At 69.2% G+C, this 23574-nt stretch carries 19 protein-coding genes and 6 tRNA genes; 11 read left to right on the forward strand and 14 right to left on the reverse strand.

The genetic code is table 11. The features are described 5' to 3' along the window. Positions 1–132: 132 nt before the first annotated feature. The 3 genes from ACZ43N_RS34675 to ACZ43N_RS34685 form a co-directional block, all read right to left on the reverse strand. A tRNA-Gly gene (locus tag ACZ43N_RS34675) sits at positions 133–205 on the reverse strand. A gap of 78 nt (positions 206–283) precedes the next feature. Then, a tRNA-Gly gene (locus ACZ43N_RS34680) sits at positions 284–355 on the reverse strand. A gap of 200 nt (positions 356–555) precedes the next feature. Next, on the reverse strand, positions 556–873 hold the full coding sequence (locus ACZ43N_RS34685; protein WP_468074071.1) for a histone-like nucleoid-structuring protein Lsr2: 318 nt from the start codon (positions 871–873) through the stop codon (positions 556–558). A gap of 341 nt (positions 874–1214) precedes the next feature. Between ACZ43N_RS34685 and purS the strand changes: the two genes are divergently transcribed. The 8 genes from purS (at position 1215) to purM (ending at position 9136) form a co-directional block, all read left to right on the forward strand. Beyond that, the gene (gene purS / locus ACZ43N_RS34690) at positions 1215–1478 is read left to right on the forward strand and encodes a phosphoribosylformylglycinamidine synthase subunit PurS (RefSeq protein WP_055514060.1); all 264 of its coding nucleotides are present in this window, start codon (positions 1215–1217) and stop codon (positions 1476–1478) included. Then, positions 1475–2155: a phosphoribosylformylglycinamidine synthase subunit PurQ gene (purQ, locus tag ACZ43N_RS34695; RefSeq protein ID WP_468103018.1), complete on the forward strand. Its 681-nt coding sequence runs from the start codon at positions 1475–1477 to the stop codon at positions 2153–2155. The genes purS and purQ overlap by 4 nt, the downstream gene beginning before the upstream one ends. Further along, on the forward strand, positions 2152–4410 hold the full coding sequence (purL, locus tag ACZ43N_RS34700) for a phosphoribosylformylglycinamidine synthase subunit PurL (protein WP_468103019.1): 2259 nt from the start codon (positions 2152–2154) through the stop codon (positions 4408–4410). Before purQ ends, purL begins: the two co-directional genes overlap by 4 nt. Before the next feature lie 139 nt (positions 4411–4549). Beyond that, on the forward strand, positions 4550–4714 hold the full coding sequence (locus ACZ43N_RS34705; RefSeq protein ID WP_468103020.1) for a hypothetical protein: 165 nt from the start codon (positions 4550–4552) through the stop codon (positions 4712–4714). Between the two features lie 10 nt (positions 4715–4724). Beyond that, a complete protein-coding gene (locus ACZ43N_RS34710; protein ID WP_468103021.1) occupies positions 4725–5522 on the forward strand; it encodes a maleylpyruvate isomerase family mycothiol-dependent enzyme in 798 nt (265 codons plus the stop codon). Positions 5523–5577: 55 nt separating this feature from the next. Continuing rightward, a complete protein-coding gene (locus ACZ43N_RS34715) occupies positions 5578–6402 on the forward strand; it encodes an META domain-containing protein (protein ID WP_468103022.1) in 825 nt (274 codons plus the stop codon). An 84-nt stretch (positions 6403–6486) separates the two neighbouring features. Then, a complete protein-coding gene (gene purF / locus ACZ43N_RS34720; RefSeq protein WP_468103023.1) occupies positions 6487–8013 on the forward strand; it encodes an amidophosphoribosyltransferase in 1527 nt (508 codons plus the stop codon). Between the two features lie 40 nt (positions 8014–8053). Beyond that, positions 8054–9136, forward strand: a complete 1083-nt coding sequence (gene purM, locus ACZ43N_RS34725; RefSeq protein ID WP_468103024.1) for a phosphoribosylformylglycinamidine cyclo-ligase — start codon at positions 8054–8056, stop codon at positions 9134–9136. 195 nt (positions 9137–9331) lie between these two features. Here purM and ACZ43N_RS34730 read toward each other — a convergent pair whose 3' ends face one another. Then, entirely contained in the window at positions 9332–9589 is a 258-nt protein-coding gene (locus ACZ43N_RS34730) for a DUF3073 domain-containing protein (RefSeq protein WP_055536678.1), read from the reverse strand. 313 nt (positions 9590–9902) lie between these two features. Continuing rightward, positions 9903–10997 (reverse strand): Leu/Phe/Val dehydrogenase, encoded by a 1095-nt coding sequence (locus ACZ43N_RS34735; protein WP_468103025.1) that lies wholly within the window; start codon positions 10995–10997, stop codon positions 9903–9905. Between the two features lie 223 nt (positions 10998–11220). On the opposite strand from ACZ43N_RS34735, the gene ACZ43N_RS34740 reads away from it, so the two are divergent. Beyond that, positions 11221–12063: a DUF8083 family protein gene (locus ACZ43N_RS34740; RefSeq protein ID WP_468103026.1), complete on the forward strand. Its 843-nt coding sequence runs from the start codon at positions 11221–11223 to the stop codon at positions 12061–12063. A gap of 632 nt (positions 12064–12695) precedes the next feature. Next, positions 12696–12902 (forward strand): developmental transcriptional regulator BldC, encoded by a 207-nt coding sequence (gene bldC, locus ACZ43N_RS34745; RefSeq protein WP_003949541.1) that lies wholly within the window; start codon positions 12696–12698, stop codon positions 12900–12902. A gap of 577 nt (positions 12903–13479) precedes the next feature. Here bldC and ACZ43N_RS34750 read toward each other — a convergent pair. The 9 genes from ACZ43N_RS34750 to ACZ43N_RS34790 form a co-directional block, all read right to left on the reverse strand. Next, positions 13480–13701, reverse strand: a complete 222-nt coding sequence (locus ACZ43N_RS34750; protein WP_468103027.1) for a DUF6274 family protein — start codon at positions 13699–13701, stop codon at positions 13480–13482. Positions 13702–14097: 396 nt separating this feature from the next. Further along, a tRNA-Asp gene (locus ACZ43N_RS34755) sits at positions 14098–14172 on the reverse strand. A gap of 109 nt (positions 14173–14281) precedes the next feature. Further along, positions 14282–18226 (reverse strand): ATP-dependent RNA helicase HrpA, encoded by a 3945-nt coding sequence (gene hrpA / locus ACZ43N_RS34760; RefSeq protein ID WP_468103028.1) that lies wholly within the window; start codon positions 18224–18226, stop codon positions 14282–14284. A gap of 109 nt (positions 18227–18335) precedes the next feature. Beyond that, on the reverse strand, positions 18336–19970 hold the full coding sequence (locus ACZ43N_RS34765; protein ID WP_468103029.1) for a hypothetical protein: 1635 nt from the start codon (positions 19968–19970) through the stop codon (positions 18336–18338). 89 nt (positions 19971–20059) lie between these two features. Next, positions 20060–20133, reverse strand: a tRNA-Phe gene (locus ACZ43N_RS34770). Positions 20134–20158: 25 nt separating this feature from the next. Beyond that, positions 20159–20233: transfer RNA gene (locus tag ACZ43N_RS34775), tRNA-Asp, on the reverse strand. A 36-nt stretch (positions 20234–20269) separates the two neighbouring features. Continuing rightward, a tRNA-Glu gene (locus ACZ43N_RS34780) sits at positions 20270–20342 on the reverse strand. 82 nt (positions 20343–20424) lie between these two features. Continuing rightward, positions 20425–22077 carry a metallophosphoesterase family protein gene (locus ACZ43N_RS34785; RefSeq protein ID WP_468103030.1) on the reverse strand — a complete coding sequence of 551 codons (1653 nt, stop codon included), beginning with the start codon at positions 22075–22077 and terminating at the stop codon, positions 20425–20427. Positions 22078–22168: 91 nt separating this feature from the next. Beyond that, positions 22169–22519: a metallopeptidase family protein gene (locus tag ACZ43N_RS34790; protein WP_468103031.1), complete on the reverse strand. Its 351-nt coding sequence runs from the start codon at positions 22517–22519 to the stop codon at positions 22169–22171. A 250-nt stretch (positions 22520–22769) separates the two neighbouring features. Between ACZ43N_RS34790 and ACZ43N_RS34795 the strand changes: the two genes are divergently transcribed. Continuing rightward, positions 22770–23318 (forward strand): hypothetical protein, encoded by a 549-nt coding sequence (locus ACZ43N_RS34795; protein WP_468103032.1) that lies wholly within the window; start codon positions 22770–22772, stop codon positions 23316–23318. Positions 23319–23574 lie beyond the last annotated feature (256 nt).

Consider the following 23574-nt stretch of genomic DNA (forward strand, 5'->3'; position numbering starts at 1 on the left):
CCCGGCGACGGGGGCCGCGGAGCAGTGCGCGCTGTCATCGGTCGGCATGACAAATGTCAGGGGAAGATCCAGGAATGCGGACCGGAGAACGCAGAAGACCCCGGTCCAGTGGACCGGGGTCTTGATTGCAAGAGCGGACGACGAGGCTCGAACTCGCGACCTCAACCTTGGCAAGGTTGCGCTCTACCAACTGAGCTACGTCCGCATTGCCTCCGACCGGCTCCCACCGATCGGCGCACAGACCACATTACCTGATCCGGAAGGATGCTCGGTAAGCGATCAGAGCGGGTGACAGGAATTGCACACTGCGCCTTCCCCCTGGAAGGGGGATGTTCTGCTACTGAACTACACCCGCGTGACTCCGGTGAGCCGGGCCTTTCGGCCTTGCCCCTCGGCGTGCTCCAGACTCTAGCTGATCCGCAGGGGTGCAGCGCAAGTCGGTTGTCGCCGGGGCCCAAGTCGGCCGCCCCCGGGGTCCGCTGACGGACACTGAGGGCCGGCCGCGACACGACTCACCCGATGTGGCTCAGCAGCCACAGCAGTACCCGGCGTGAGTCACTGGGCGTCGGCGAACGCCTCGTAGACCTTCTTGGGGATCCGGCCGCGGGCCGGGACCTCCAGCTTGTTGGCCATGGCCCAGGCGCGGACGGCCGCGGGGTCCGGGGCCACCTGGGTCTGCTTGTATGCCTTGCCCGACTTCGACCGCTTCCGGCCGGCCTCGACGTAGGGCGCGAGCGCCTTACGCAGTTTCTCGGCGTTGGCTTCGTTGAGGTCGATCTCGTACGACTTGCCGTCGAGTCCGAAGGCGATCGTCTCCGCCGCTTCCGAGCCGTCGATGTCGTCGGAGAGAGTGACCACGACACGCTGCGCCACGAATATCGGTCCCTTCGTGCGACATCTCTCCGTTGACGTGCCCTTACGTCCCGGTGATGTCGTCTGTCCGGCTGTTATTTGGGCAAAGTATCGGCTATTGCCAATTCATTTGTACAGGGCCCGGCAATGCAATGTGAAGACAGACTTAATCCGCTGGCGTGTCCGTCGCGCAATAGGGTCGGGGGATCTTTCCCTGAAGTTTTCGCGAAGAGGATCACCCGATACCGGATCGTGACCGCCATCACCTGGAATGTCTGTAGATTCCTACGAATCTACTCGCGTAGAAATTTTGTGCGGGTAGTCTGAAGGAACCTGCTCAGCACCACACACCGGGAGTGCCAGTGGCACGCGTCGTAGTCGACGTCATGCTCAAGCCGGAGATCCTCGACCCCCAGGGCCAGGCGGTGCAGCGCGCGCTGCCGCGCCTCGGTTTCGAGGGCGTCTCCGACGTACGTCAGGGAAAGCGATTCGAACTGGAAGTGGACGGACCGGTGGACGACGCCGCCCTCGCCCGCATCCACGAACTGGCGGAATCCTTCCTCGCCAACACCGTGATCGAAGACTTCACCGTGAAGGTGGAGGAAGTCGTGGAGGCAGGAAAGTGACCGCACGTATTGGCGTCGTCACTTTTCCCGGCAGCCTCGACGACCGGGACACCCAGCGCGCGATCCGGCTGGCGGGCGCCGAGCCCGTCGCCCTGTGGCACAAGGACAAGGACCTCCACCAGGTCGACGCCGTGGTGCTGTGCGGCGGTTTCTCCTACGGCGACTATCTGCGCGCCGGAGCCATCGCGCGCTTCTCGCCCGTGATGGAGACGCTCATCGAGCAGGCGAAGGCCGGGCTGCCGGTCCTCGGCATCTGCAACGGCTTCCAGATCCTCACCGAGGCCCACCTCCTGCCCGGCACGATGCTGCGCAACGACCACCTGCACTTCATCTGCCGCGACCAGAAGCTGCGGGTGGAGAACGCGGACACCGCCTGGACCACCGACTACACGGCCGGCCAGGAGATCCACATCCCGCTGAAGAACAACGACGGGCAGTACGTCGCCGACGAGTACACCCTCGACAAGCTGGAGGCCGAGGGCCGGGTCGCGTTCCGCTACCTCGACTTCAACCCCAACGGCTCCCAGCGGGACATCGCCGGCGTCACCAACGAGGCCGGCAACGTCGTGGGCCTGATGCCGCACCCGGAGCACGCCGTGGAGCCGCTCATCGGCACCGGCCGCACCGACGGCCTCCCCTTCTTCACCTCGATCCTCAAGAAGCTGGTCAACGCATGAGCCGGACGCCTCTGGACACGGTCGAGCACGCGGCCGCGACCCCCGACGTCGAGCTGCCCTGGGCCGAACTGGGCCTGAAGAAGGACGAGTACGAGAGGGTCGTCGAGATCCTCGGCCGCCGCCCCACCGGCGCGGAGCTGGCCATGTACTCCGTCATGTGGTCCGAGCACTGCTCGTACAAGTCGTCGAAGGTGCACCTGCGCCAGTTCGGCGAGAAGGCGCCCCAGTCGGACGCCCTGCTCGTCGGCATCGGTGAGAACGCCGGCGTCGTGGACGTCGGCCAGGGCTACGCGGTCACCTTCAAGGTCGAGTCGCACAACCACCCCTCCTACGTCGAGCCCTACCAGGGCGCGGCCACGGGTGTCGGCGGCATCGTGCGCGACATCATCGCGATGGGCGCCCGACCGGTCGCCGTCGTGGACCCCCTGCGCTTCGGCGCCGCGGACCACCCGGACACCAAGCGCGTCCTGCCCGGCGTCGTCGCCGGCATCGGCGGCTACGGCAACTGCCTGGGCCTGCCGAACATCGGCGGCGAGGTCGTCTTCGACGCCTGCTACCAGGGCAACCCGCTGGTCAACGCCGGTGCCATCGGCGTCATGCGACACGAGGACATCCACCTCGCGAAGGCCTCCGGCGCCGGCAACAAGGTCATCCTCTACGGGGCCCGCACGGGCGGCGACGGCATCGGCGGCGCCTCCATCCTGGCCTCCGAGACCTTCGACGACGCCAAGCCCTCCAAGCGCCCCGCCGTCCAGGTCGGCGACCCCTTCCAGGAGAAGCTCCTCATCGAGTGCACCCTGGAGGCGTTCAAGGAGAAGCTGGTCGTCGGCATCCAGGACCTCGGCGCGGCGGGCCTGTCCTGCGCGACGAGCGAGCTGGCGTCGAACGGCTCCGGCGGCATGCGCGTCACCCTCGACGACGTCCCCCTGCGCGACTCGACGCTCTCCCCCGAGGAGATCCTGATGAGCGAGTCCCAGGAAAGGATGTGCGCGGTCGTCGAGCCCGACAAGGTCGACCGCTTCCTGGAGATCTGCGACAAGTGGGATGTCATCGCCACCGTCATCGGTGAGGTGACCGACGGCGACCGCCTGGAGATCTTCTGGCACGGCGGCAAGATCGTCGACGTCGACCCCCGCACGGTCGCGCACGACGGCCCGGTCTACGAGCGCCCCTACGCCCGCCCGGACTGGCAGGACGCGCTCCAGGCGGACGACGCGAACAAGCTGCCCCGGCCGGAGACCAGCGAGGAGCTGCGCGAGCAGGTCCTCAAGCTGGTCGCCTCCCCGAACCAGGCGTCCAAGTCCTGGATCACCTCCCAGTACGACCACTTCGTGCAGGGCAACACGGTCCTCGCTCAGCCCGAGGACTCCGGGATGATCCGGGTCGACGAGGAGAGCGGCCTCGGTGTCGCCATCGCGACCGACGGCAACGGCCGCTACGCCAAGCTGGACCCGTACCACGGCGCCCAGCTGGCCCTGGCGGAGGCGTACCGCAATGTCGCCACCACCGGTGCCAAGCCGCTCGCCGTCTCCGACTGCCTGAACTTCGGCTCGCCCGAGGACCCGGCGGTGATGTGGCAGTTCGCGGAGGCCGTCCGTGGTCTCGCGGACGCCTGCCAGCAGCTGGGCACCCCGGTGACGGGCGGCAACGTCTCGCTCTACAACCAGACGGGCGAGGTCGCCATCCACCCGACCCCGGTCGTGGCCGTCCTCGGCGTCATCGACGACGTGGCCCGCCGCACGCCGGTCGCCTTCCAGGAGGAGGGGCAGCTGCTCTACCTCCTCGGCGACACCCGTGAGGAGTTCGGCGGTTCGGCCTGGTCCCAGGTCGTCCACGACCACCTCGGCGGTCTGCCCCCGCAGGTCGACCTGGAGCGTGAGCGCCTGCTGGCCGAGATCCTGATCTCCGCCTCCCGCGACGGGATGATCGACTCCGCGCACGACCTCTCCGACGGCGGCCTCATCCAGGCGGTCGTGGAGTCGGCCCTGCTGGGCGGCAAGGGCGCCCGCCTGATCGTCCCCGACGGTCTGGACGCCTTCACCTTCCTCCTCTCGGAGTCGGCCGGCCGCGCCGTCGTGGCCGTCCCCCGCTCGGAGGAGGTCCGCTTCAACGACATGTGCGGCGCCCGCGGCCTGCCCGCCACCCGCATCGGCGTCGTCGACGGCGACTGCGTGGACATCCAGGGCGAGTTCACCCTCACCCTGGAGGAGCTGCGCACCGCCCACGAGGGCACCATCCCGGCACTGCTGGCGTAGGCCCCGCCGCGTACGGCACTTCGGCCCCGCCCGGTTGTCCGGGCGGGGCCTTCGTACTGGGCTGTCAGAGGCCGCTGCTGGCGTCGGAGTACCTGGGATTCACGGGGAACCAGGTGCGGGACGTCGGTACCGGGAAGCGGTGGGAGCACCTGACGGCGCACGGAAGCCGGTGAGGTTCCCCGACCGGGGCAGCCGCCGGCCCCGCCTCCGGGCCCTCTTCCGGGCCTGCGTCGACCAGATCACCGCCCGCCGGGACTGCGAGGACATCACGTTCCCCACCCCCTCCGACCTCCCCTCCGCATAGGCTCGCGACCATGCCCCCGGCCAGGAAACGCCCCCGCGCCTACGACCCCGCCAAGACCCGCAGGGCCGTGCTGGCCCAGTTCGCGACCGTACGCGAGGCTGTGAGCGGCCTCGCCCCCGAGCAACTCGCGCTGCCGACCCGGCTCGGGGAGTGGACCGTACGGGACCTGGCCGCGCACATCACCATGACCGTGGAGAGCGTGAGCCGCGCCCTGGACCGGCCCGAACCGGCGAAGGCGGAGTTCGGGCCGCTCGACTACGGCGCGGCCACCGCCCCGTTCGCCGACGCCATCGCGGAAGGCAGCCACGCCCTGGCCGAGGCCACCCCCGACCTCGGTGCCCTCTACGCCGAGACCGAGCGCCGGATCAGCGAGCGGCTCGCCGCCACCCCGCACGACCGGATCGTCGACACCCGCGCCGGCGCCATGACGCTCGGCGACCACCTGGTCACCCGCACCGTCGAACTCGTCGTCCACACCGACGACCTGAACGCCGCCGTCCCCGGCCTCGACCTCCCGTACGACCGCCACGCCCTGGCCACCTGCGTCCGGCTGCTCGCCGACACCCTCGCCGTCCGGGCCCCCGGCGGCGCGACGGAGGTGCGGATCCCGCCGTACGCCGTCGTGCAGTGCGTGGAGGGGCCCAGGCACACCCGCGGCACCCCGCCGAACGTCGTCGAGACCGACCCGCTGACCTGGGTCCGCCTGGCCACCGGTCGCCTCGACTGGGCCACCGCCGTGGACGAGTCCAAGGTCAGTGCCAGCGGCGAACGGGCCGACCTGAGCGCGCTGCTCCCCCTCCTGAGCTGAGCCGCCCGCGCCGAACCGGGTGGAACCGCCCACGCACCCCACCCGTCCCACCGGCATGGACAAGCAGCGACTGACCCGCACCGCCCTGCCCCTCGCGGCCCTGACCCTGTTCCCGCTCCTCGCGGCCTGCGGCACCGAGTCCGGTACCGGTGCCGGCAGCGACACCGTGGGACCGGGCGCCAAGGCGTCGGTCACCGGGGTCCGCTGGACCGTCGACAGCCTCACCGTGGACGGGAAGACCGCGAAGGCCCCCGACGGCGCCTATCTGAAGATCGACGACAACGGCGAGGTCAACGGCAACTACGGCTGCAACACCTTCGGCTCCACCGCCGCCTTCAAGGACGACTCCATCGACTTCGAGATCGCCCGGTCCACCGAGATGGCCTGCGGCGACGCCTCGATGAAGTTCGAGAAGAGCTTCTCCCGCACCCTGGACGCCGGGACGTTCAAGGCCAGGACCACCGACGGCGAACTGACCCTCACCACGGCCGACGGCGACACCGTCCGGCTCAGCGAGGAAAAGCCCGCCGAGCTGTACGGCACCAAGTGGCGCGTCGACTCGCTCATGGACCACGACGTCGCCCAGTCCCTCCCCGAAGAGGCCGTCGGCAAGGCATGGTTCACCTTCGACGAGAAGAAGGGCACCCTCAGCGGCAGCCTCGGCTGCAACGAGGTCTCCGCCAAGGCGACGGTGAGCGAGGGCGAGATCACCCTCGGCCACCCGCGCACCACCCGCAAGATGTGCTCCGACTCACTCATGGCCGCCGAGCGGACCCTCCTCGGGCTCTTCAAGGGCACGGTGGAATATCGGATCGATCACCGCAGCATCACGCTGACCAGCGAAAACGACCTGGGTGTCGGCGCGGTGGCCGACAAGTGACATGCGGCGGCGCGCAGTCGGCCACGGCGGTGGGCGAGATCAGCGGATTCGGACCGGTGCGCGATCTCGCCTACACTCGGTTGCGTGCCACGTGGTGACGGACGACTCAACCACGACCTTCTCCCCGGCGAGAAAGGCCCCCAGGACGCGTGTGGCGTCTTCGGTGTCTGGGCCCCGGGCGAAGAGGTCGCCAAGCTCACGTACTTCGGGCTCTACGCCCTCCAGCATCGGGGCCAGGAATCCGCGGGTATCGCGGTCAGCAACGGCTCCCAGATCCTCGTCTTCAAGGACATGGGCCTCGTTTCCCAGGTCTTCGACGAGACCTCGCTCGGTTCCCTCCAGGGTCACATCGCGGTCGGTCACGCCCGCTACTCGACCACCGGCGCCTCCGTCTGGGAGAACGCCCAGCCCACATTCCGTGCCACCGCGCACGGCTCCATCGCCCTCGGCCACAACGGCAACCTGGTCAACACGGCCCAGCTCGCCGAGATGGTCGCCGACCTGCCCAAGCAGGAGGGCCGTACGCCGCGTGTCGCGGCCACCAACGACACCGATCTGCTCACCGCGCTGCTGGCGGCCCAGGTCGACGAGGAGGGCAAGCCGCTGACCATCGAGGAGGCCGCCCACGCGATCCTCCCGCAGGTCCGTGGCGCCTTCTCCCTCGTCTTCATGGACGAGCACACCCTCTACGCCGCGCGTGACCCGCAGGGCATCCGCCCGCTGGTCCTCGGCCGTCTGGAGCGCGGCTGGGTCGTCGCCTCCGAGACCGCGGCCCTCGACATCACGGGCGCCAGCTTCGTCCGTGAGATCGAGCCGGGCGAGTTCGTCGCCATCGACGAGAACGGCCTGCGCACCTCTCGCTTCGCGGAAGCGAAGCCCAAGGGCTGTGTCTTCGAGTATGTGTACCTGGCCCGCCCGGACACCGACATCGCCGGCCGGAACGTGTACCTCTCCCGGGTGGAGATGGGCCGAAAGCTGGCCAAGGAAGCCCCCGTCGAGGCGGATCTGGTCATAGCGACCCCGGAGTCCGGCACCCCGGCCGCCATCGGTTACGCGGAGGCCTCGGGCATCCCGTTCGGTGCGGGTCTGGTGAAGAACGCGTACGTCGGTCGTACGTTCATCCAGCCTTCGCAGACGATCCGCCAGCTCGGCATCCGGTTGAAGCTGAACCCGCTGAAGGAAGTCATCAAGGGCAAGCGCCTGGTGGTCGTGGACGACTCGATCGTCCGCGGCAACACCCAGCGCGCGCTGGTCCGGATGCTCCGCGAGGCCGGGGCGGCCGAGGTCCACATCCGGATCTCCTCGCCGCCCGTGAAGTGGCCCTGCTTCTTCGGTATCGACTTCGCCACCCGCGCCGAGCTCATCGCCAACGGCATGACGATCGACGAGATCGGCACCTCGCTGGGCGCCGACTCCCTGGCGTACATCTCCATCGACGGCATGATCGAGGCGACCACCATCGCCAAGCCGAACCTCTGCCGTGCCTGCTTCGACGGCGAGTACCCGATGGAGCTGCCGGACCCCGAGCTCCTCGGCAAGCAGCTCCTGGAGACCGAGCTGGCCGCCGGGCCCGCCGCCACGGCCGCGGCCGACGCGATCCGTCGCCCGTAGTCCGCTCACCCGCAGTACGACACGAAGGTTCTCATCAGCCATGTCTGAGACCCCCATCGCCGAGGGCGGCGCCAGCTACGCAGCCGCGGGCGTCGACATCGAGGCGGGCGACCGCGCCGTCGAGCTCATGAAGGAGTGGGTCAAGAAGACGCAGCGCCCCGAGGTCCTCGGTGGCCTCGGCGGCTTCGCCGGCCTCTTCGACGCCTCCGCCCTCAAGCGCTACGAGCGCCCCCTGCTCGCCTCCGCCACGGACGGCGTCGGCACCAAGGTGGACATCGCCCGCCAGCTGGGCGTCTACGACACCATCGGCCACGACCTGGTCGCGATGGTGATGGACGACATCGTGGTCTGCGGCGCCGAACCCCTGTTCATGACCGACTACATCTGTGTCGGCAAGGTCCACCCCGAGCGGGTCGCCGCCATCGTCAAGGGCATCGCCGAGGGCTGTGTCCTCGCCGGCTGCGCCCTCGTCGGCGGCGAGACGGCCGAGCACCCGGGCCTCCTCGGTCCGGACGACTTCGACGTCGCCGGCGCCGGTACGGGCGTGGTCGAGGCGGAGCACCTGCTCGGCCTGGATCGCATCCGTAAGGGTGACGCGGTGATCGCCATGGCGTCCTCCGGCCTTCACTCGAACGGGTACTCGCTCGTCCGGCACGTCCTGCTGAACCAGGCAGGGCTCTCCCTGGACGCCCGGATCGCCGAGTTCGACCGCACCCTCGGCGAGGAGCTCCTGGAGCCCACCAAGATCTACTCGCTGGACTGCCTGGCCCTGACCCGCACCACCGAGGTCCACGCCTTCAGCCATGTCACGGGCGGCGGTCTCGCGGCCAACCTGGCCCGCGTCATCCCCGACCACCTCCACGCCACGGTGGACCGCTCCACCTGGACCCCGGCTCCCGTCTTCGACCTCGTCGGCAAAACCGGTCAGGTGGAACGCCTGGAGCTGGAGAAGACCCTGAACATGGGCGTGGGCATGATCGCCATCGTCCCCCAGGAGTCGGCGGACGTGGCCCTGAACACCCTGGCGGACCGAGGCGTCGAGGCATGGCTGGCCGGCGAGATCACCGACCGAGGCGCCCACACGACGGGCGCGGAACTGGTGAACGACTACGCCCGAGGCTGACGCCGACCGCGCCCCCGACGGCGGCGAAGCCGCCAAAAGGGGCGCGGGCAACTGCGCGCCCAGCACAACCAACCCGCAGTCGCCTACGAACAGTGACCCCCGAGCTACAAGGCGCACGACCCCTCAAGCGGAGCGCAACCGCACAAAACCCGGTCCGGCGAATCCGCTCGGACCGGGTGAAGCGCAGCTGGACGGTCAAGCCCCGCGGCGATGGGACGCAGGACCGGACTCGTCGTCCTCATCCTCGTCATCGTCGGAGTTGTACAACTCCGCATACCGCGCGTACGGGTCGTCGTCGTCCTCGTCGTCCTCGAACGGTTCGCCGTTCGGAGGCTGGCTCGAAGTCGATGCGCCCAGCTCGCTGGCCAGACGCGACAGGTCAGTCCCACCGCTGTTGTACTTCAGCTGGCGGGCGACCTTCGTCTGCTTGGCCTTGGCCCGGCCGCGCCCCATGGCTCGACCCCCTCGGTGACGGGGCTCGACGGCCCCAGAGTCTTGACACGCGTTCATGATCTGGAACGGGCTCTCCGTGGAGAGACCGGTCCGTAGGGCTTCCACGGTACCTGAGCCCGCGCCCATACGGTACGTCGCCCGCAGGACGTGCCTGTACCCAGAACCCGCGAGGAGCCCTGTCCTCGCTGGTCAACCGCGATTTTAACCGTTTCTTGGCGGACGACCCGCCGACGGAAGTGAGAGTTGTCTCTAAAGCCGTCGGCGGGTACCGGGCCCTGTCGTGCGACCCTCGCGCGGGCGTACCCGCGGAACGTCAGCGTCCGCGCGCTGCGGCCGCCTCCTGCATCCGCTGCTCGGCGATCCTGTCGGCCGCGGCGGCTGGCGGAATACCATCCGTCTTCGCACGTGCGAATATTGCCAGCGTGGTGTCGAAGATCTTCGCGGCCTTCGCCTTGCACCGCTCGAAGTCGAACCCGTGGAGTTCGTCGGCGACCTGGATGACGCCGCCGGCGTTCACCACGTAGTCCGGCGCGTAGAGGATCCCGCGGTCCGCGATGTCCTTCTCCACGCCGGGGTGGGCGAGCTGGTTGTTGGCCGCGCCGCACACCACCTTGGCGGTGAGCACGGGCACGGAGTCGTCGTCGAGCGCTCCGCCGAGCGCGCAGGGGGCGTAGATGTCGAGCCCCTCCACGCGGATCAGCTCCTCGGTGTCCGCGACGGCTGTGACCCCCTCCGGGTGGCGGTCGAGGATCCGGCGCACGGCGTCCTCGCGCACATCTGTGATGATCACTTCGGCGCCCTCGGCCCGCAGGTGCTCCACGAGGTGGTGGCCGACCTTGCCGACACCCGCGATGCCGACTCTGCGGTCGCGCAGCGTGGGGTCGCCCCACAGGTGCTGGGCGGAGGCCCGCATCCCCTGGTAGACCCCGAAGGCGGTGAGGACGGAGGAGTCGCCGGCGCCGCCGTTCTCGGGGGAGCGGCCCGTGGTCCAGCGGCATTCGCGGGCCACGACGTCCATGTCGGCGACATAGGTGCCGACATCGCACGCGGTGACGTACCGGCCGCCGAGCGAGGCCACGAACCGCCCGTAGGCCAGCAGCAGCTCCTCGCTCTTGATCCGGTCGGGGTCACCGATGATCACGGCCTTGCCGCCGCCGTGGTCGAGCCCGGCCATGGCGTTCTTGTAGGACATCCCGCGCGCGAGGTTCAGGGCGTCGGCGACGGCCTCGGCCTCGGTGGCGTAGGGGTAGAAGCGGGTGCCGCCGAGGGCGGGACCCAGTGCGGTGGAGTGGATGGCGATGACGGCCTTGAGGCCGCTGGCCTGGTCCTGGCAGAGCACGACTTGCTCGTGACCGCCCTGGTCCGAGTGGAACAGGGTGTGCAGGACGCCGTCAGATACTTCGGTCACTGTGGTGACTCCTGGGTAAGAAGCGGCGGTTGGTGACAGGCTTCCCGTACGGGTGGCGGGGCCTGTGAGCATGAGATTAGAGCCTCCGGCCGCCCTGGAGCGGCGGAGCTTCAGGATCACCCACTCCTGGAGTACCGCCGTGGTGTGAACCGCACAGTTTTCCGACCTGCTGATGTGCGGGTTCCGCAGGTTTCCCCGGTGGTCCGCGGGGGAGGGAGCAGGCGTGCCCAAGGTGTCCTCGGTGATCGTCCCGTACGCGTCCTACCTCCGCGTGTACGAGCCGCTGGCCGCTTTCCCGGAGCCCGAGCGCACCCACTGGACCCGGTACGCGCGCCGCGCCGACCGCCCCTCCTACCAGGACGAGCTGCGGCGTTCGCTGGCCGATCTGCTGCCCACCCCGCCGATCCCGGTTCCGGTGCACGAGAGCGGCGACGCCTTCGTGCTGGAGGTGGACGGGGTGGTCTGCGTCTGCCCCTGGCGCACCCGGCTGCGCGGCTGGCAGGCGCTGGGTGATCTCGCCGAGGAGCTGCCCGCGCCGCTGTTGGACGCGGCGCTGCCGCCGCTGGTGCGCCGGCAGGCCGGCCAGGACTACGAGCGCTGGATGGCCCGCAACCCCGACGCCCGTCCGTGGATCCGCACCTCGACCTGGCATGTGCCGCTGAACTGGTTCGTCCTCGTCTCGGACGAGGAGCGGACCTATGAGAAGGGTTCGGCCGAGAACTCACCCGTGCTTCGCTATCGCACGCCCATGGTGCAGGCCCGTCGGCGGGTGGCGCGGGGACTCAGGGCGCTGCGGGAGACCCTCGACGAGGGGCCGCTGATCGACGGCCTGATCGACGTGGGCCGCTGGCTGGAGGAGTTCCACCCGCGCTCGCTCGTGGAGCTGGACTACGGCGGGCTCGTGCACGTCCTGCCGGCGGAGGAGCTGGACGGCGACCACTCCGCGGCGGATGTCGCCGAGGGCATCGAGGCCCTGCGCAACGGGGACGGCCTGGCCGCAGGTGAGGCGTACGGGCGGCTGGTCGAGCGGTGGCGGGCGGTGCGGGACCGGCGCTCGGCCAACTGAACCGCCGTTCGGTGAGCCGTACCGGGCCGAACCGCTTGAACCGGATCAACGTCCCAGCCGTACCTGTGACTTGTGGGGCCGACGGGAAAAGGCTTTCCACGACGGCCGAAGCATGGTGAACTGTCCACCCTTGGCCCAGGCTTGACGCACCGAAGCTCCGTTCGGGTGTCATCGTGGGACGTAGGTCCCCGATCCGGGCTTTTGTAACTTGCAGGCGCCAAGCGTGACGGATTGCACTTACGCGGGCCTTGCCTCTTACGCACCTCCTCATGCCAAAATAGGACAAGGAGTCCGGGGGAGGCTCCTTCTGCCCGCCTTTGGGTGGAATCTCAGCATTGCACGCTATTGGGGGGTCTCGTGACTCCTGCGCGCCACTGTGACTGATCGTCACAGTGGCGTGACTGTCCGCTATGGCATGGTCCATCGGCATCCGTCGCTGATGAACACCTGGGAGGGCAATTCCATCGGTTTGGCCGACGCGGCTGGACAGATGGTGTAGTTGTAGTGCCGAGGACAAGCCGTTCGTCCTATAACCGACTCGACTCGCGTCCGCCATTTCGGGCAACGCGGGTCAAGGTGCAGAATTTAGAGGAAAGAACCGAGAAGGTTCGGTTCTCCCGAGGAGGCCGCTCATGACCGCTCGCACCCCTGATGCCGAGCCGCTGCTGACCCCGGCTGAGGTCGCCACCATGTTCCGTGTGGACCCGAAGACGGTCACGCGGTGGGCGAAGGCCGGCAAGCTCACGTCCATCCGTACGCTCGGCGGACACCGCCGTTACCGCGAGGCTGAGGTCCGCGCACTGCTCGCGGGTATTCCGCAGCAGCGCAGCGAGGCCTGAACCGCCGCAGAACAGGGCATTTCGGCTGGTCCCCCAATCGGCCGAGCCGCCTGAAAGCGCAGCTCAACCGCTCACACAGCGCCAAGCGACGCGGGTTCTGCCCCAACAGGTCCCACGCCCGAGCCACACACAGCTTTCCAGAGCTTTCCATCTGTTCTGGGTTTCGCCAGGCAAGCAACAAGGGTGCGTCGTCAGATCGCGCTGGACTCCGCCGGGTCCAGCGCGATCTTTTTTGTGTGCCCGGCCGGACGGCCGGGCCCCCGGGTCCGGTCTCCCCCCTGTCCGGCGCGCCGACTTGTGCGCGCACGTGGCCGTCTGTGCGCGGGCCTGTCGGACTCTGGGGAGGGCTGTCGGATCTCCTGTGTGGGCCTCCGGAGACTGGTGCAATTGCACATATTAAATTGACCAGTTGTAGGAGACCGGTAAGAACGCATGTTCCGAAAACTTATACAGTGACACCCGTCACATGCCCGGGCGCTTGTTACCCGTGAGTCATGTGCGGTAGAGGGGGCGGGAGTTGAGGCGGGCCCGCCGCCCTGCGGAATGTGTTCCCCGCCGGACGGTCCTCACGCCATCGTCACGCCGTGGAAGGGCTCTCGTCCTCCAGGGGGCCCTCGGCGCGGTCCTCGCCGGCCGTCGGGGCGTCCGTCGCCAGGATGTCCGGCGTCAGGGCGTCCGTCGTCAGGCGCAGCAGCCGGTGGCAGACGGGACAGCGGCGGGTGGAGTGGCGGTAGGAGGAGGCGGCCGACAGATGGGCGCGGAGCAGAGCGCGGGTCTCGTGCCGTGCGGACGCCGCCATACGCCACCTCCGGGGTCTTGGGGCCCTGTTTCCGAGGTACCGACGGAATGTGACTCCGTCAAGCCCCGGCGCGTCCGCTGAGGTCCGGGTGCCCAGTGGGTCGGGAGTGCGCGGTTCGTTGGCGGGTCCGGGTCCGGGTCCGGGTGCGGGTGCGGGTGCGTTGTGGTTTCTCGCGCGGTTCCCCGCGCCCCTGAAGAGCGACCGGGGCTGCGCCCTGTGCTTTCAGGCTGAAGGGCGGGCCGCAGGCCCGTTTCCTTCAGGGGCGCGGGGAACTACGCGCACAACCCCCCGCCCACCCGCACCCGCCAACAAACCCCCGGGCCCCCACCCTGCCGCGGCGGGCGCAGCAAATAGGCCCGCATCCTCGGCGGATGCGGGCCTCTTCGGCAGATCGTGCGGTCCTGACGGGATTTGAACCCGCGGCCTCCACCTTGACAGGGTGGCGAGCACTCCAAACTGCTCCACAGGACCAGGTTTCGCAGTCAGCGTGTGTGCGCTGGCCTGCGAGAAGAGACTGTACAGGAGGGGGAGCCCACTGGTCGAACTCACCCAACGTGCAGTGCTCGTCACAGCATGACAGCTAGGGCACCGCCGCGTCGATCGCTTTCACGATGCGCTTGTCGGAGACGGGATACGCCGTGCCCAGGGCGTGCGCGAAGTAGCTGACGCGGAGTTCCTCGATCATCCAGCGGATGTCCAGGACCGAGGACGGGACGGGCCGCCCCTGGGGGAGCTGTTCCAGCAGCCAGGCGTACTCGTCCCGCATCTCGTGGACCTTCTCCATGCGGGAGGTGTCCCGCTGGACGCTCGTCGGCATCTGCTGGAGCCGGCGGTCCGCGGCCACCAGATAGCGCATCAGATCGGGGAGGCGGCGCAGACCCGTCTCCGTGACGAAGCCCGGTTTCACCAGGGCGTCCAGCTGCCCGCGTACGTCCGCGAGGTTGGGCAGCAGTGCGGGGCTCCGCGTGGCCTTCAGACGGCGCTCACAGGCCTGCCAGGCGGCGAGGACCTGCTGGACCTGGCCCACCGTGCGGACGGTGGTGTCGACGATCTCCGCGCGGACCTTGTCGTAGAGCTTGCGGTACGACTCCTCGTCCCAGGCCGGCCCTCCGAAGTCGGCGATGAGTCTGTCGGCTGCGGCCATCGCGCAGTCGTCGAACAGGGCTTGGATCGAACCGTGCGGGTTCGCCGACAGCGCGAGCTTCTGTGCGTTGGTCAGCTTTTCGCTCGCGAACTTCGCAGGGTTGACCGGAATGTTTCGCAGGATGAGCCTGCGAGTGCCCTTCCACATCGCTTCCGACTGTTCCGCCTCCGTGTCGAAGAGGCGTACGGAGACGGTGTCGCCGTCGTCCACGAGTGCCGGGTAGGCCTTCACGGGCTGGCCGGCGCGGCGGGTCTCGAAGACGCGGGTGAGGGAGCCGATCGTCCAGTCCGTCAGGCCCGTGCGCTCCAGGGACTCGCCGCCCTGGCGTTCGGCGGTCGCCGCGGCGGCCTGGGAGAGCGCCTTGCGGGCCTTCGGCTTCATCCGGAGCCGCAGGGACTCCAGGTCCTTGTCCTCGGCCAGCTTCCGGCGCCGCTCGTCGACGATACGGAAGGTGATCTTCAGATGCTCCGGGACACGTGACCAGTCGAAGTCGTCCGCCGTCACCGGTACGCCCACCATGCGCTTGAGTTCGCGGGCGAGCGTGACGGTCAGCGGCTCCTGGAGGGGCACCGCCTGGTCCAGGAAGCGCTTGGCGTAGTTGGGGGCCGGGACGTAGTTACGACGGATGGGCTTGGGGAGGGAGCGGATCAGTTCCGTCACCACGTCCTCGCGCAGGCCCGGGATCTGCCAGTCGAAGCCCTGGTCGGTGACCTGGTTGAGGACCTGGAGGGGGATGTGGACGGTGACGCCGTCCGCGTCCGCGCCCGGCTCGAACTGGTAGGTGACGCGGAACTTGAGCTGCCCCTGGCGCCAGGAGTCCGGGTAGTCCGCCTTGGTGACGGCCTCCGCCGACTCCCGGATGAGCATCTCGCGCTCGAAGTCCAGGTAGTCGGGCTGCTCGTGGCGCTTTCGCTTCCACCAGGAGTCGAAGTGGGCGCCCGACACCACGTGTTCGGGGACCCGCTGGTCGTAGAAGTCGAAGAGGGTGTCGTCGTCGACCACGATGTCCCGGCGCCGGGCGCGGTGCTCCAGTTCCTCGACCTCGCTGAGGAGCTTGCGGTTGTCGGCGAAGAACTTGTGGTGCGTACGCCAGTCGCCCTCGACCAGCGCGTTGCGGATGAAGAGCTCGCGGCTGGCCTCGGGGTCGATACGGCCGTAGTTCACCTTCCGCTGGGCGACGATCGGTACGCCGTACAGCGTGACCTTCTCGTACGCCATCACGGCCGCCTGGTCCTTCTCCCAGTGCGGTTCGCTGTAGGTGCGCTTCAGCAGGTGCTCGGCGAGCGGCTCGACCCACTCGGGCTCGATCCTCGCGTTGACGCGGGCCCAGAGGCGGGAGGTCTCCACCAGCTCGGCCGACATCACGAAGCGCGGGGGCTTCTTGAAGAGGGCCGAGCCGGGGAAGACCGCGAACTTGGCGCTGCGCGCACCGAGGTACTCGTTCTTGGCGCCGTCCTTGATGTCCTTCATGCCGATGTGGGACAGCAGGCCGGCGAGCAGCGAGATGTGGACCTGCTGCTCGGGGGCGTCCTCCTCGTTGAGGTGGATGCCCATCTGCTTGGCGACCGTGCGGAGCTGACTGTAGATGTCCTGCCACTCGCGGATGCGCAGGAAGTTGAGGTACTCCTGCTTGCACATCCGGCGGAACGACGACGAGCCGCGTTCCTTCTGCTGCTCGCGGACGTACCGCCAGAGGTTGAGGAAGGCGAGGAAGTCGGAGGACTCGTCCTTGAAGCGGGCGTGGTGCTGGTCGGCCTGGGCCTGCTTGTCGGCGGGGCGTTCGCGCGGGTCCTGGATGGACAGCGCGGCGGCGATGACCATCACCTCGCGGGCGCAGCCGTTCTTGTCGGCCTCGACGACCATCCGGGCCAGACGCGGGTCGACGGGCAGCTGGGAAAGCTTGCGGCCCATCGGGGTCAGCCGCTTGCGGACGTCCTTCTGCGTCGGGTCGAGCGCGCCGAGCTCCTGGAGGAGCTGGACGCCGTCGCGGATGTTGCGGTGGTCCGGCGGGTCGATGAAGGGGAACTTCTCGATGTCGCCGAGGCCGGCCGCGGTCATCTGGAGGATGACGGAGGCGAGGTTCGTCCGCAGGATCTCGGCGTCCGTGAACTCCGGGCGGGCGTTGAAGTCGTCCTCGGTGTACAGGCGGATGCAGATGCCGTCGGACGTACGGCCGCAGCGGCCCTTGCGCTGGTTGGCGCTGGCCTGGGAGATCGGCTCGATCGGCAGCCGCTGGACCTTGGTGCGGTGGCTGTAGCGGCTGATGCGGGCGAAGCCAGGGTCGATGACGTACTTGATCCCGGGGACGGTCAGCGAGGTCTCGGCGACGTTGGTGGCCAGAACGATCCTGCGGCCGGTGTGCGGCTGGAAGACGCGGTGCTGCTCGGCGTGCGAGAGCCGGGCGTAGAGGGGGAGAACCTCGGTGAAGCGGTACTGCTTCTTGATCAGTGCGTCCGCCGTGTCCCGGATCTCCCGCTCACCGGAGAGGAAGACGAGGATGTCGCCCTTGCCCTCGGCCATCAGCTCCTCGACGGCGTCCGTGATCGCGGTGATCTGATCGCGGTCGGCGTCCTCGGAGTCCTCTTCGAGGAGCGGCCGGTACCGCACCTCGACGGGATAGGTGCGGCCACTGACCTCGACGATCGGGGCGTCGCCGAAGTGGCGGGAGAAGCGCTCGGGGTCGATGGTCGCGGAGGTGATCACGACCTTGAGGTCCGGGCGCTTCGGCAGCAGCTGGGCGAGGTAGCCCAGCAGGAAGTCGATGTTCAGGGACCGCTCGTGCGCCTCGTCGATGATGATCGTGTCATAGGCGCGCAGCTCGCGGTCCGTCTGGATCTCGGCGAGCAGGATGCCGTCCGTCATCAGCTTGACGAAGGTCGAGTCCTGGTTGACCTGGTCGGTGAAGCGGACCTTCCAGCCGACGGCCTCGCCCAGCGGGGTGTTGAGCTCCTCCGCCACCCGCTCGGCGACCGTGCGGGCGGCGATCCGGCGGGGCTGGGTGTGCCCGATCATGCCGCGGACACCGCGCCCCAGCTCCATGCAGATCTTCGGGATCTGGGTCGTCTTGCCGGAGCCGGTCTCACCGGCCACGATGACCACCTGGTGGTCGCGGATGGCGGCCGCGATCTCGTCCTTCTTCTGGCTGACGGGCAGCTGTTCGGGGTACGAGACGGCCGGTACGCGGGCCGCGCGCTCGGCCATGCGGGCCTCGCCCTTGGCGACCTCGGCCTCGATCTCGGCGAGGACGGCGGCCCGGGCCTCGGGCTTACGGATCTTGCGTGCGCCTTCGAGCCTGCGCCCGAGCCGGTGCGCGTCGCGCAGGGACAGCTCGGCCAGGCGGGGGGCGAGGGCGCCGAGGGCGGGGGCAGGTGGCGTAGACATACGCCGTCCAGGATCTCACCTCGACGAAACGAGGGGCGAACGCTTTTGCGTCCGCCCCTCGTCGTGAGCCTGTGATGCGCGTTACCGCCCGCGGTATGCGCCACGGGGTTCACCGCACGTCGACGTAGTCCTCTGTGCCGCTGCCGACGAAGTGCTTGCTGTCGGGCTCCAGGAACACGGGCACCCACGTGCCGTCCTGCTGGGCCCTGAAGCCCTTGCTGAAGGCGCCGCTGGACTTCGAGGTGACGGTCGTCATCAGGTACCAGGTCTTCTTGCCCTTGGGGCGGAAGAGGATCTGGACCTTCTTGGAGCCGTACGCCTTCCAGGTCGAGGTGCCCGCCTTGCGCTCCTGGAGGACGCCCTTGACGGTGATGGTCCGGCCCTTGCGGACCGGCTCGGGCGAGGCGTCGGCGTTCTTGATCCGGGTGAGGGCCCGGTTCTTGCGCAGGACGCTGCTGGTGGTGCCCTTGACGTCGTATGTGGTGGAGCCGGCGTACTTCAGTCGCCAGTAGCCGTCCGTGTACCCCGGGAGGGTGGTGTGGAACTGGGAGTCGAAGCTCGTTTTGACGGTCTTCTCGGTGGTCCACCCGGTCTTGCCGTCGGGTGAGTACTGGACGGCCACACCGACCCGCTCGCTGTGGTCGTCCCCGCTGATCCCGAGGATGCCCGAGACGCTGAGCTCGGCGTACTCGTCCAGCGAGGCCGTGAACTCACGGAACCTGGTCGTCGCGGTGACCGACACCTTGACGTCGGCGGTCGCCGTGCGCTGGATCCACTGGTTCTTCGGGTAGGGCGGGAAGGCCACCTCGTAGACGGTCTTCTGGTAAGGGCTCGCGACGAAGCTGAAGCGGCCGTCCGCGTCGGTGGTCGCCTCGATGGGGTTGGAGGTGCTGCTGCCCTTGTGGTCCATCTCCAGCGGGATACCGGACAGCGGCTTCCACTCGACGCCGCTCTGGTACTCCAGCGTCCCGGCGACGGTGATCTTGTCGCCGGCGGTGGGGTGGAAGCTCGTCCGATCGAGAACGAGGCGGGTGGGCGCGGCCTTCGGGTCGATGCTCACCCAGGGGACGGTGGCGTAGCCCAGGTCACCCTTGTAGGTGGCCCAGGCCCAGCCGCCTTCCTCCAGCTGCCGGGAGACGGCGAAGTGGCCCTTCTCGTCGGAGGTGGTGGTCGTCTCGATCCGCTGCCCGATCCTCAGGTCCACGGAGGCGCCGGGCAGCGGTTCGGTGGCGCGGGTGCTCGGGTCGCGGACGACCATGTCCCCGCTGACCGTGACCGTCCTGTCGTCGATGGTCGGCTGGGTGGGCGTGACGGTGAAGTCCTGGATGACGGGCTGCTTGCGGTACCGCAGCGTCCCGGCGTCCTTCCGGACGGTGGTCTCGCCGCCGCTGGTCGTGGCCTCGACGTCGATCGTGTAGTCGCCGAGGGTGTCCAGGTGGACGGGCGGGGAGGACCAGACGCCTTCCCAGCTGCTCACCCAGTAGGTCTGCTTGAACTCGGTGACCGTGGCCACCGGGGTCTGCGACTCGGAGCTGCCGACCGGGCGGAGCGTCGCGGTGATCTTCTCGACGTCCTCGCCGAGGGCGCTGCCGTGGTTGAGCCGTACGTCGATGATCGACCAGTCGGCCGAGTCGCTCGTCGCTTCCTTGACCGTCGGCGCGGCGGCGTGCGCCGTGCCGGGTATCGCGAATGTGGAGAACAGAACGGCACCGGCCGTCACGATCCCCCTGGTGATGCGTCTCAAGAACCCCCCATGGCTCTCGGTGAGCGCGATGGCTCGCTATGAGCGACGAAGACCCCCTCCGGTCACCCGGAGGGGGTCTTCGTACTGTGTGGCTGGGGCCGGGGTCGAACCGGCGACCTTCCGCTTTTCAGGCGGACGCTCGTACCAACTGAGCTACCCAGCCACGATGTTTCACGTGAAACATCGAGCGGTCCTGACGGGATTTGAACCCGCGGCCTCCACCTTGACAGGGTGGCGAGCACTCCAAACTGCTCCACAGGACCAAGGTTGCGTACGACAGTGTCGCACACGTTCTTGCGTGCCCCCAACGGGATTCGAACCCGTGCTACCGCCTTGAAAGGGCGGCGTCCTAGGCCGCTAGACGATGAGGGCTATCGGCCCGCCGTGGGCGCTTCATCAGCGCGTCGGGGACGTGAGAAGCATATGGGATGGCGGGAGGTATCGCCAAAACGGTTTACGGACGGCTTGGGGAGCGGGTGGTCGCTCCGCTGGATGGCGTGCCTGGTGACGTGCCGGGAGAAGGGCTTTCGGAGGGGGAGGGGGACTGGGGCACGCCGGGCTGGTTCTCCTTCGGAAGATGGCGGCTGACCTCGGCCGTTGTCAGTCCCAGGCCGCCGAGTTTGATCTCGTCCCAGGCCTGGAGGCGGTGCGTGTCGCGGTCGAAGTAGAGGACCGAGGTCTCGATCGGATCCGGGTAGTCGCCCTCCAGGGCGCGCAGCCCGCTGCCGCCCGTCGACCCCTCCAAACGCAGGCGTGTGCCCTTGTCCAGGATCTCCATCTCCGGGTGGTGGAGGTGACCGGCGAGGACGAGCGGGACCTGTCCGTCCGTCTCGCGGGCGGCGTCCGGGTTGTGGGCGATCGCGATGTCCACGGGTGTGCCGGCCGCCTTCTGGGCGCGCAGCGCCTGCGCCAGCCGCTGTCCGGCGGTCTCCTCCGAGGGCAGGCCCGACTTGTCCGTGGAGCGGTCCGGGGTGAACTGCGGGTCGCCGATCCCCGCGAAGCGCAGCCCGCCCACGTTGACCGCTTTCCCCTCGTCGAGGACATGCGTGTTCTCGACGCCTTCCAGATACCGCTGGGTCGCCTTGGAGTCGTGGTTGCCGCGCACCCAGACGTACGGCGCCCCGAGGTCGGCGATCGGGTCCAGGAAGGCGTTCTCGGCGGTGGTGCCGTGGTCCATCGTGTCGCCGGAGTCGACGATGACGTTGATCTCGTACTGGTCCACCAGCGAGGCGATGATCTTCCAGCTCGCGGGGTTGAGGTGGATGTCGGAGACGTGCAGGACGCGGATGGTGGTGGGGTCCGGCTGGTACGCGGGGAGGGTGGACGTGACGTCGTACAGCTTGGTCACGTTCGTCACCAGGCGTGCCAGTTCCTTCTGGTAGACGTCGAACTCCGTGACGATGCTGCGCGCGTTGCCGACGAGGGAGGGCGCGGAGGACAGCAGGCCCGAGAACTTGGGCTCCAGGACCGAGTTCGGGTTCCACGTGGCGGCGGCGGTGCCCCCGGACGCGGCGAGCAGCCCGAGGGCGAGGCCGCCGGCGGCCAGGGCGCGGCGGGGGCGGCGGTACACCGCGAGCCCGAGCGCCGTCGCCCCGGTGACGACGGCGACGCTCGACCGCAGGGCCAGGTCCAGCGTGCCGCGCAGCACGTCCGACGCGATCTCGTCCTGGAGGCCCGAGATCCGCTCGGGGTGGTCGACCAGGGCCTGCGCGCGGTCCGGGTCCAGCTGGTCGACGTTCACGTCCAGGCGTACGGGCGCGTGGTGGCTGCTCAACTCCAGGGCGCCCAGGGGCGAGACATTGATCTTCGTGCCGCCGGTGAGCGACGGACGCAGCGTCATCGTGGTGTTCATGGGGCCTACGGGCGTCCGTACGTTGCCCACGATCAGCAGGCCGAGCCAGGCGCCGACCACCACGACGGTGACCAGGCCGAGCGCACGGGCCCACCGGCGGCCGCGGCTCACCGGCTCGGCGGCCGCGTGCGGGCCGCGCGAGCGGTGCCGGCTGGTCGCGGCCCGGGGGGCCTGCGGCAGCGCCTGGCGGATGCGGCGCAGTCTCGTACGGATGGCGGTCACGGTGGTGGCTGTTGCGGCGGGGACGCGTGCCATTGGGGCCGTATGCCCAGGGGGGTGAGGGGATATGCGGGGGTTGGTAACTTGCTCGGAGGCCGGGTGGAGTGGGTGTCGGGCCGCCGGGAGGTCAGCCCCAGCCCAGTTCGTGGAGCCGAGCGTCCTCGATGCCGAAGTGGTGCGCCACCTCGTGGACGACCGTCACGGCCACTTCGTGGACCACGTCCTCCGCCGTCTCGCAGTAGCGCAGGGTCGGGCCCATGTAGATCGTGATGCGGTCCGGAAGGACTCCGGCGTACCACTCGCCGCGTTCCGTGAGTGGGGTCCCCTCGTACAGCCCCAGCAGCTCCGGGTCATCGGCGGGTGGCTCGTCCTCCACGAACACAGCCACGTTGTCCATGACCCGCGTCAATTCCGGCGGGATCTGGTCCAGGGCCTCACTCACCAGTTCTTCGAACCTGTCGCGTGTCATCTCCAGCACAGGGCCCATTGTCCGTTAGACGTCGCGTCTTGGGAGGAGACGCGGAGGCCCCTTCCTCGCGCCACGGCGGCGAGCAGGTGACGGATCTCCGGTGCGGTCGGCGCCAGGGCGACCTCCCGGCGGCGCGCCCTGGGGCACGGCCGGAGCGGCCACTCCGGCGCGGTGCGGCCGCCGCCCGGCGTGTCTTCTTGCGCGCGACGGGAGTTGAGCAGGGGGACTCCTCTTCCCGCCCCCCACGGAGGTGGCCGCCGTGCGCGCTCTGTACGTACCTGTTCGTCTGGCCGCCACGGTCATGGCCGTCGCCGCGGTCGCCGGCTGCATGAACGTGGGGGACGAGGCACGGGACCCCAGTTCCTCGTCCTCCGCCGGACAGCGCGGCGGCGAGAAGCCGGACGGGGGTGCCGCCGTGACGGGCGGAGGCGGCACGGGGCACCAGGTCGGGCGGGGAAAGCCGCACCCGTCGGCCTCGGCCGACCCCTCCGCGTCCCGGTCGGCCTCCGCTTCGGCGCCGGCCTCCGGGGCCGCCAAGCCGCCCAAGAAGGCGAAGCCGCCGAAGAACGGGAAAGGCGGGAAAGGCGGGAAGGGCCACGGCGGCGGTGAGCGGCCGCCCGCGTCGGGGCCGACGAAGGAGGAGCCGACGCCCGGGCCCTCCACGGCCCCGCCGGAGCCGCCCGAGCCGTCGAATCCGACGGAGTCGCCGGCGCCCGAACCTTCGGCCGAGCCGTCGTCGTCCGCGCACGAGCAGGGGACACAGCTGGTGGAGCGCGAGCCGGCGCCGGAGGCGGGGGATGCGGCGTAGGCGGGGATGGCGGAGGGCGGAGTGCCGTGAGGTCTCCGGGCCCCAGTGGTGCGTGGACGGGCCCTCGGTGGTGTGGACGGTCCCCCGGTGGTGAGTGGACGTGCCGTGGTGGTGGATGGCGGGGCCCTCGGTGCGAGGGGCGGGGCCTTCGCGAGGAGTGGGCGACGTCACGGGTGGGACAGGACACAGGCACTGGCTTCGTCTTCCGGTCCCCGCCGGGGTGTCGCAGCCCGGTGGCCGTGCCATCCCTTCGTGG

Source organism: Streptomyces sp. NPDC030814 (assembly GCF_055572155.1).

Excerpts from the sequence above, each read along its gene's own strand:
- purL (WP_468103019.1), top strand. The coding sequence starts at position 2,152 with ATGAGCCGGACGCCTCTGGACACGGTCGAGCACGCGGCCGCGACCCCC.
- ACZ43N_RS34710 (WP_468103021.1), top strand. The coding sequence starts at position 4,725 with ATGCCCCCGGCCAGGAAACGCCCCCGCGCCTACGACCCCGCCAAGACC.
- ACZ43N_RS34715 (WP_468103022.1), top strand. The coding sequence starts at position 5,578 with ATGGACAAGCAGCGACTGACCCGCACCGCCCTGCCCCTCGCGGCCCTG.
- purM (WP_468103024.1), top strand. The coding sequence starts at position 8,054 with ATGTCTGAGACCCCCATCGCCGAGGGCGGCGCCAGCTACGCAGCCGCG.
- ACZ43N_RS34730 (WP_055536678.1), bottom strand. The coding sequence starts at position 9,589 with ATGGGGCGCGGCCGGGCCAAGGCCAAGCAGACGAAGGTCGCCCGCCAG.
- bldC (WP_003949541.1), top strand. The coding sequence starts at position 12,696 with ATGACCGCTCGCACCCCTGATGCCGAGCCGCTGCTGACCCCGGCTGAG.
- ACZ43N_RS34750 (WP_468103027.1), bottom strand. The coding sequence starts at position 13,701 with ATGGCGGCGTCCGCACGGCACGAGACCCGCGCTCTGCTCCGCGCCCAT.
- hrpA (WP_468103028.1), bottom strand. The coding sequence starts at position 18,226 with ATGTCTACGCCACCTGCCCCCGCCCTCGGCGCCCTCGCCCCCCGCCTG.
- ACZ43N_RS34785 (WP_468103030.1), bottom strand. The coding sequence starts at position 22,077 with ATGGCACGCGTCCCCGCCGCAACAGCCACCACCGTGACCGCCATCCGT.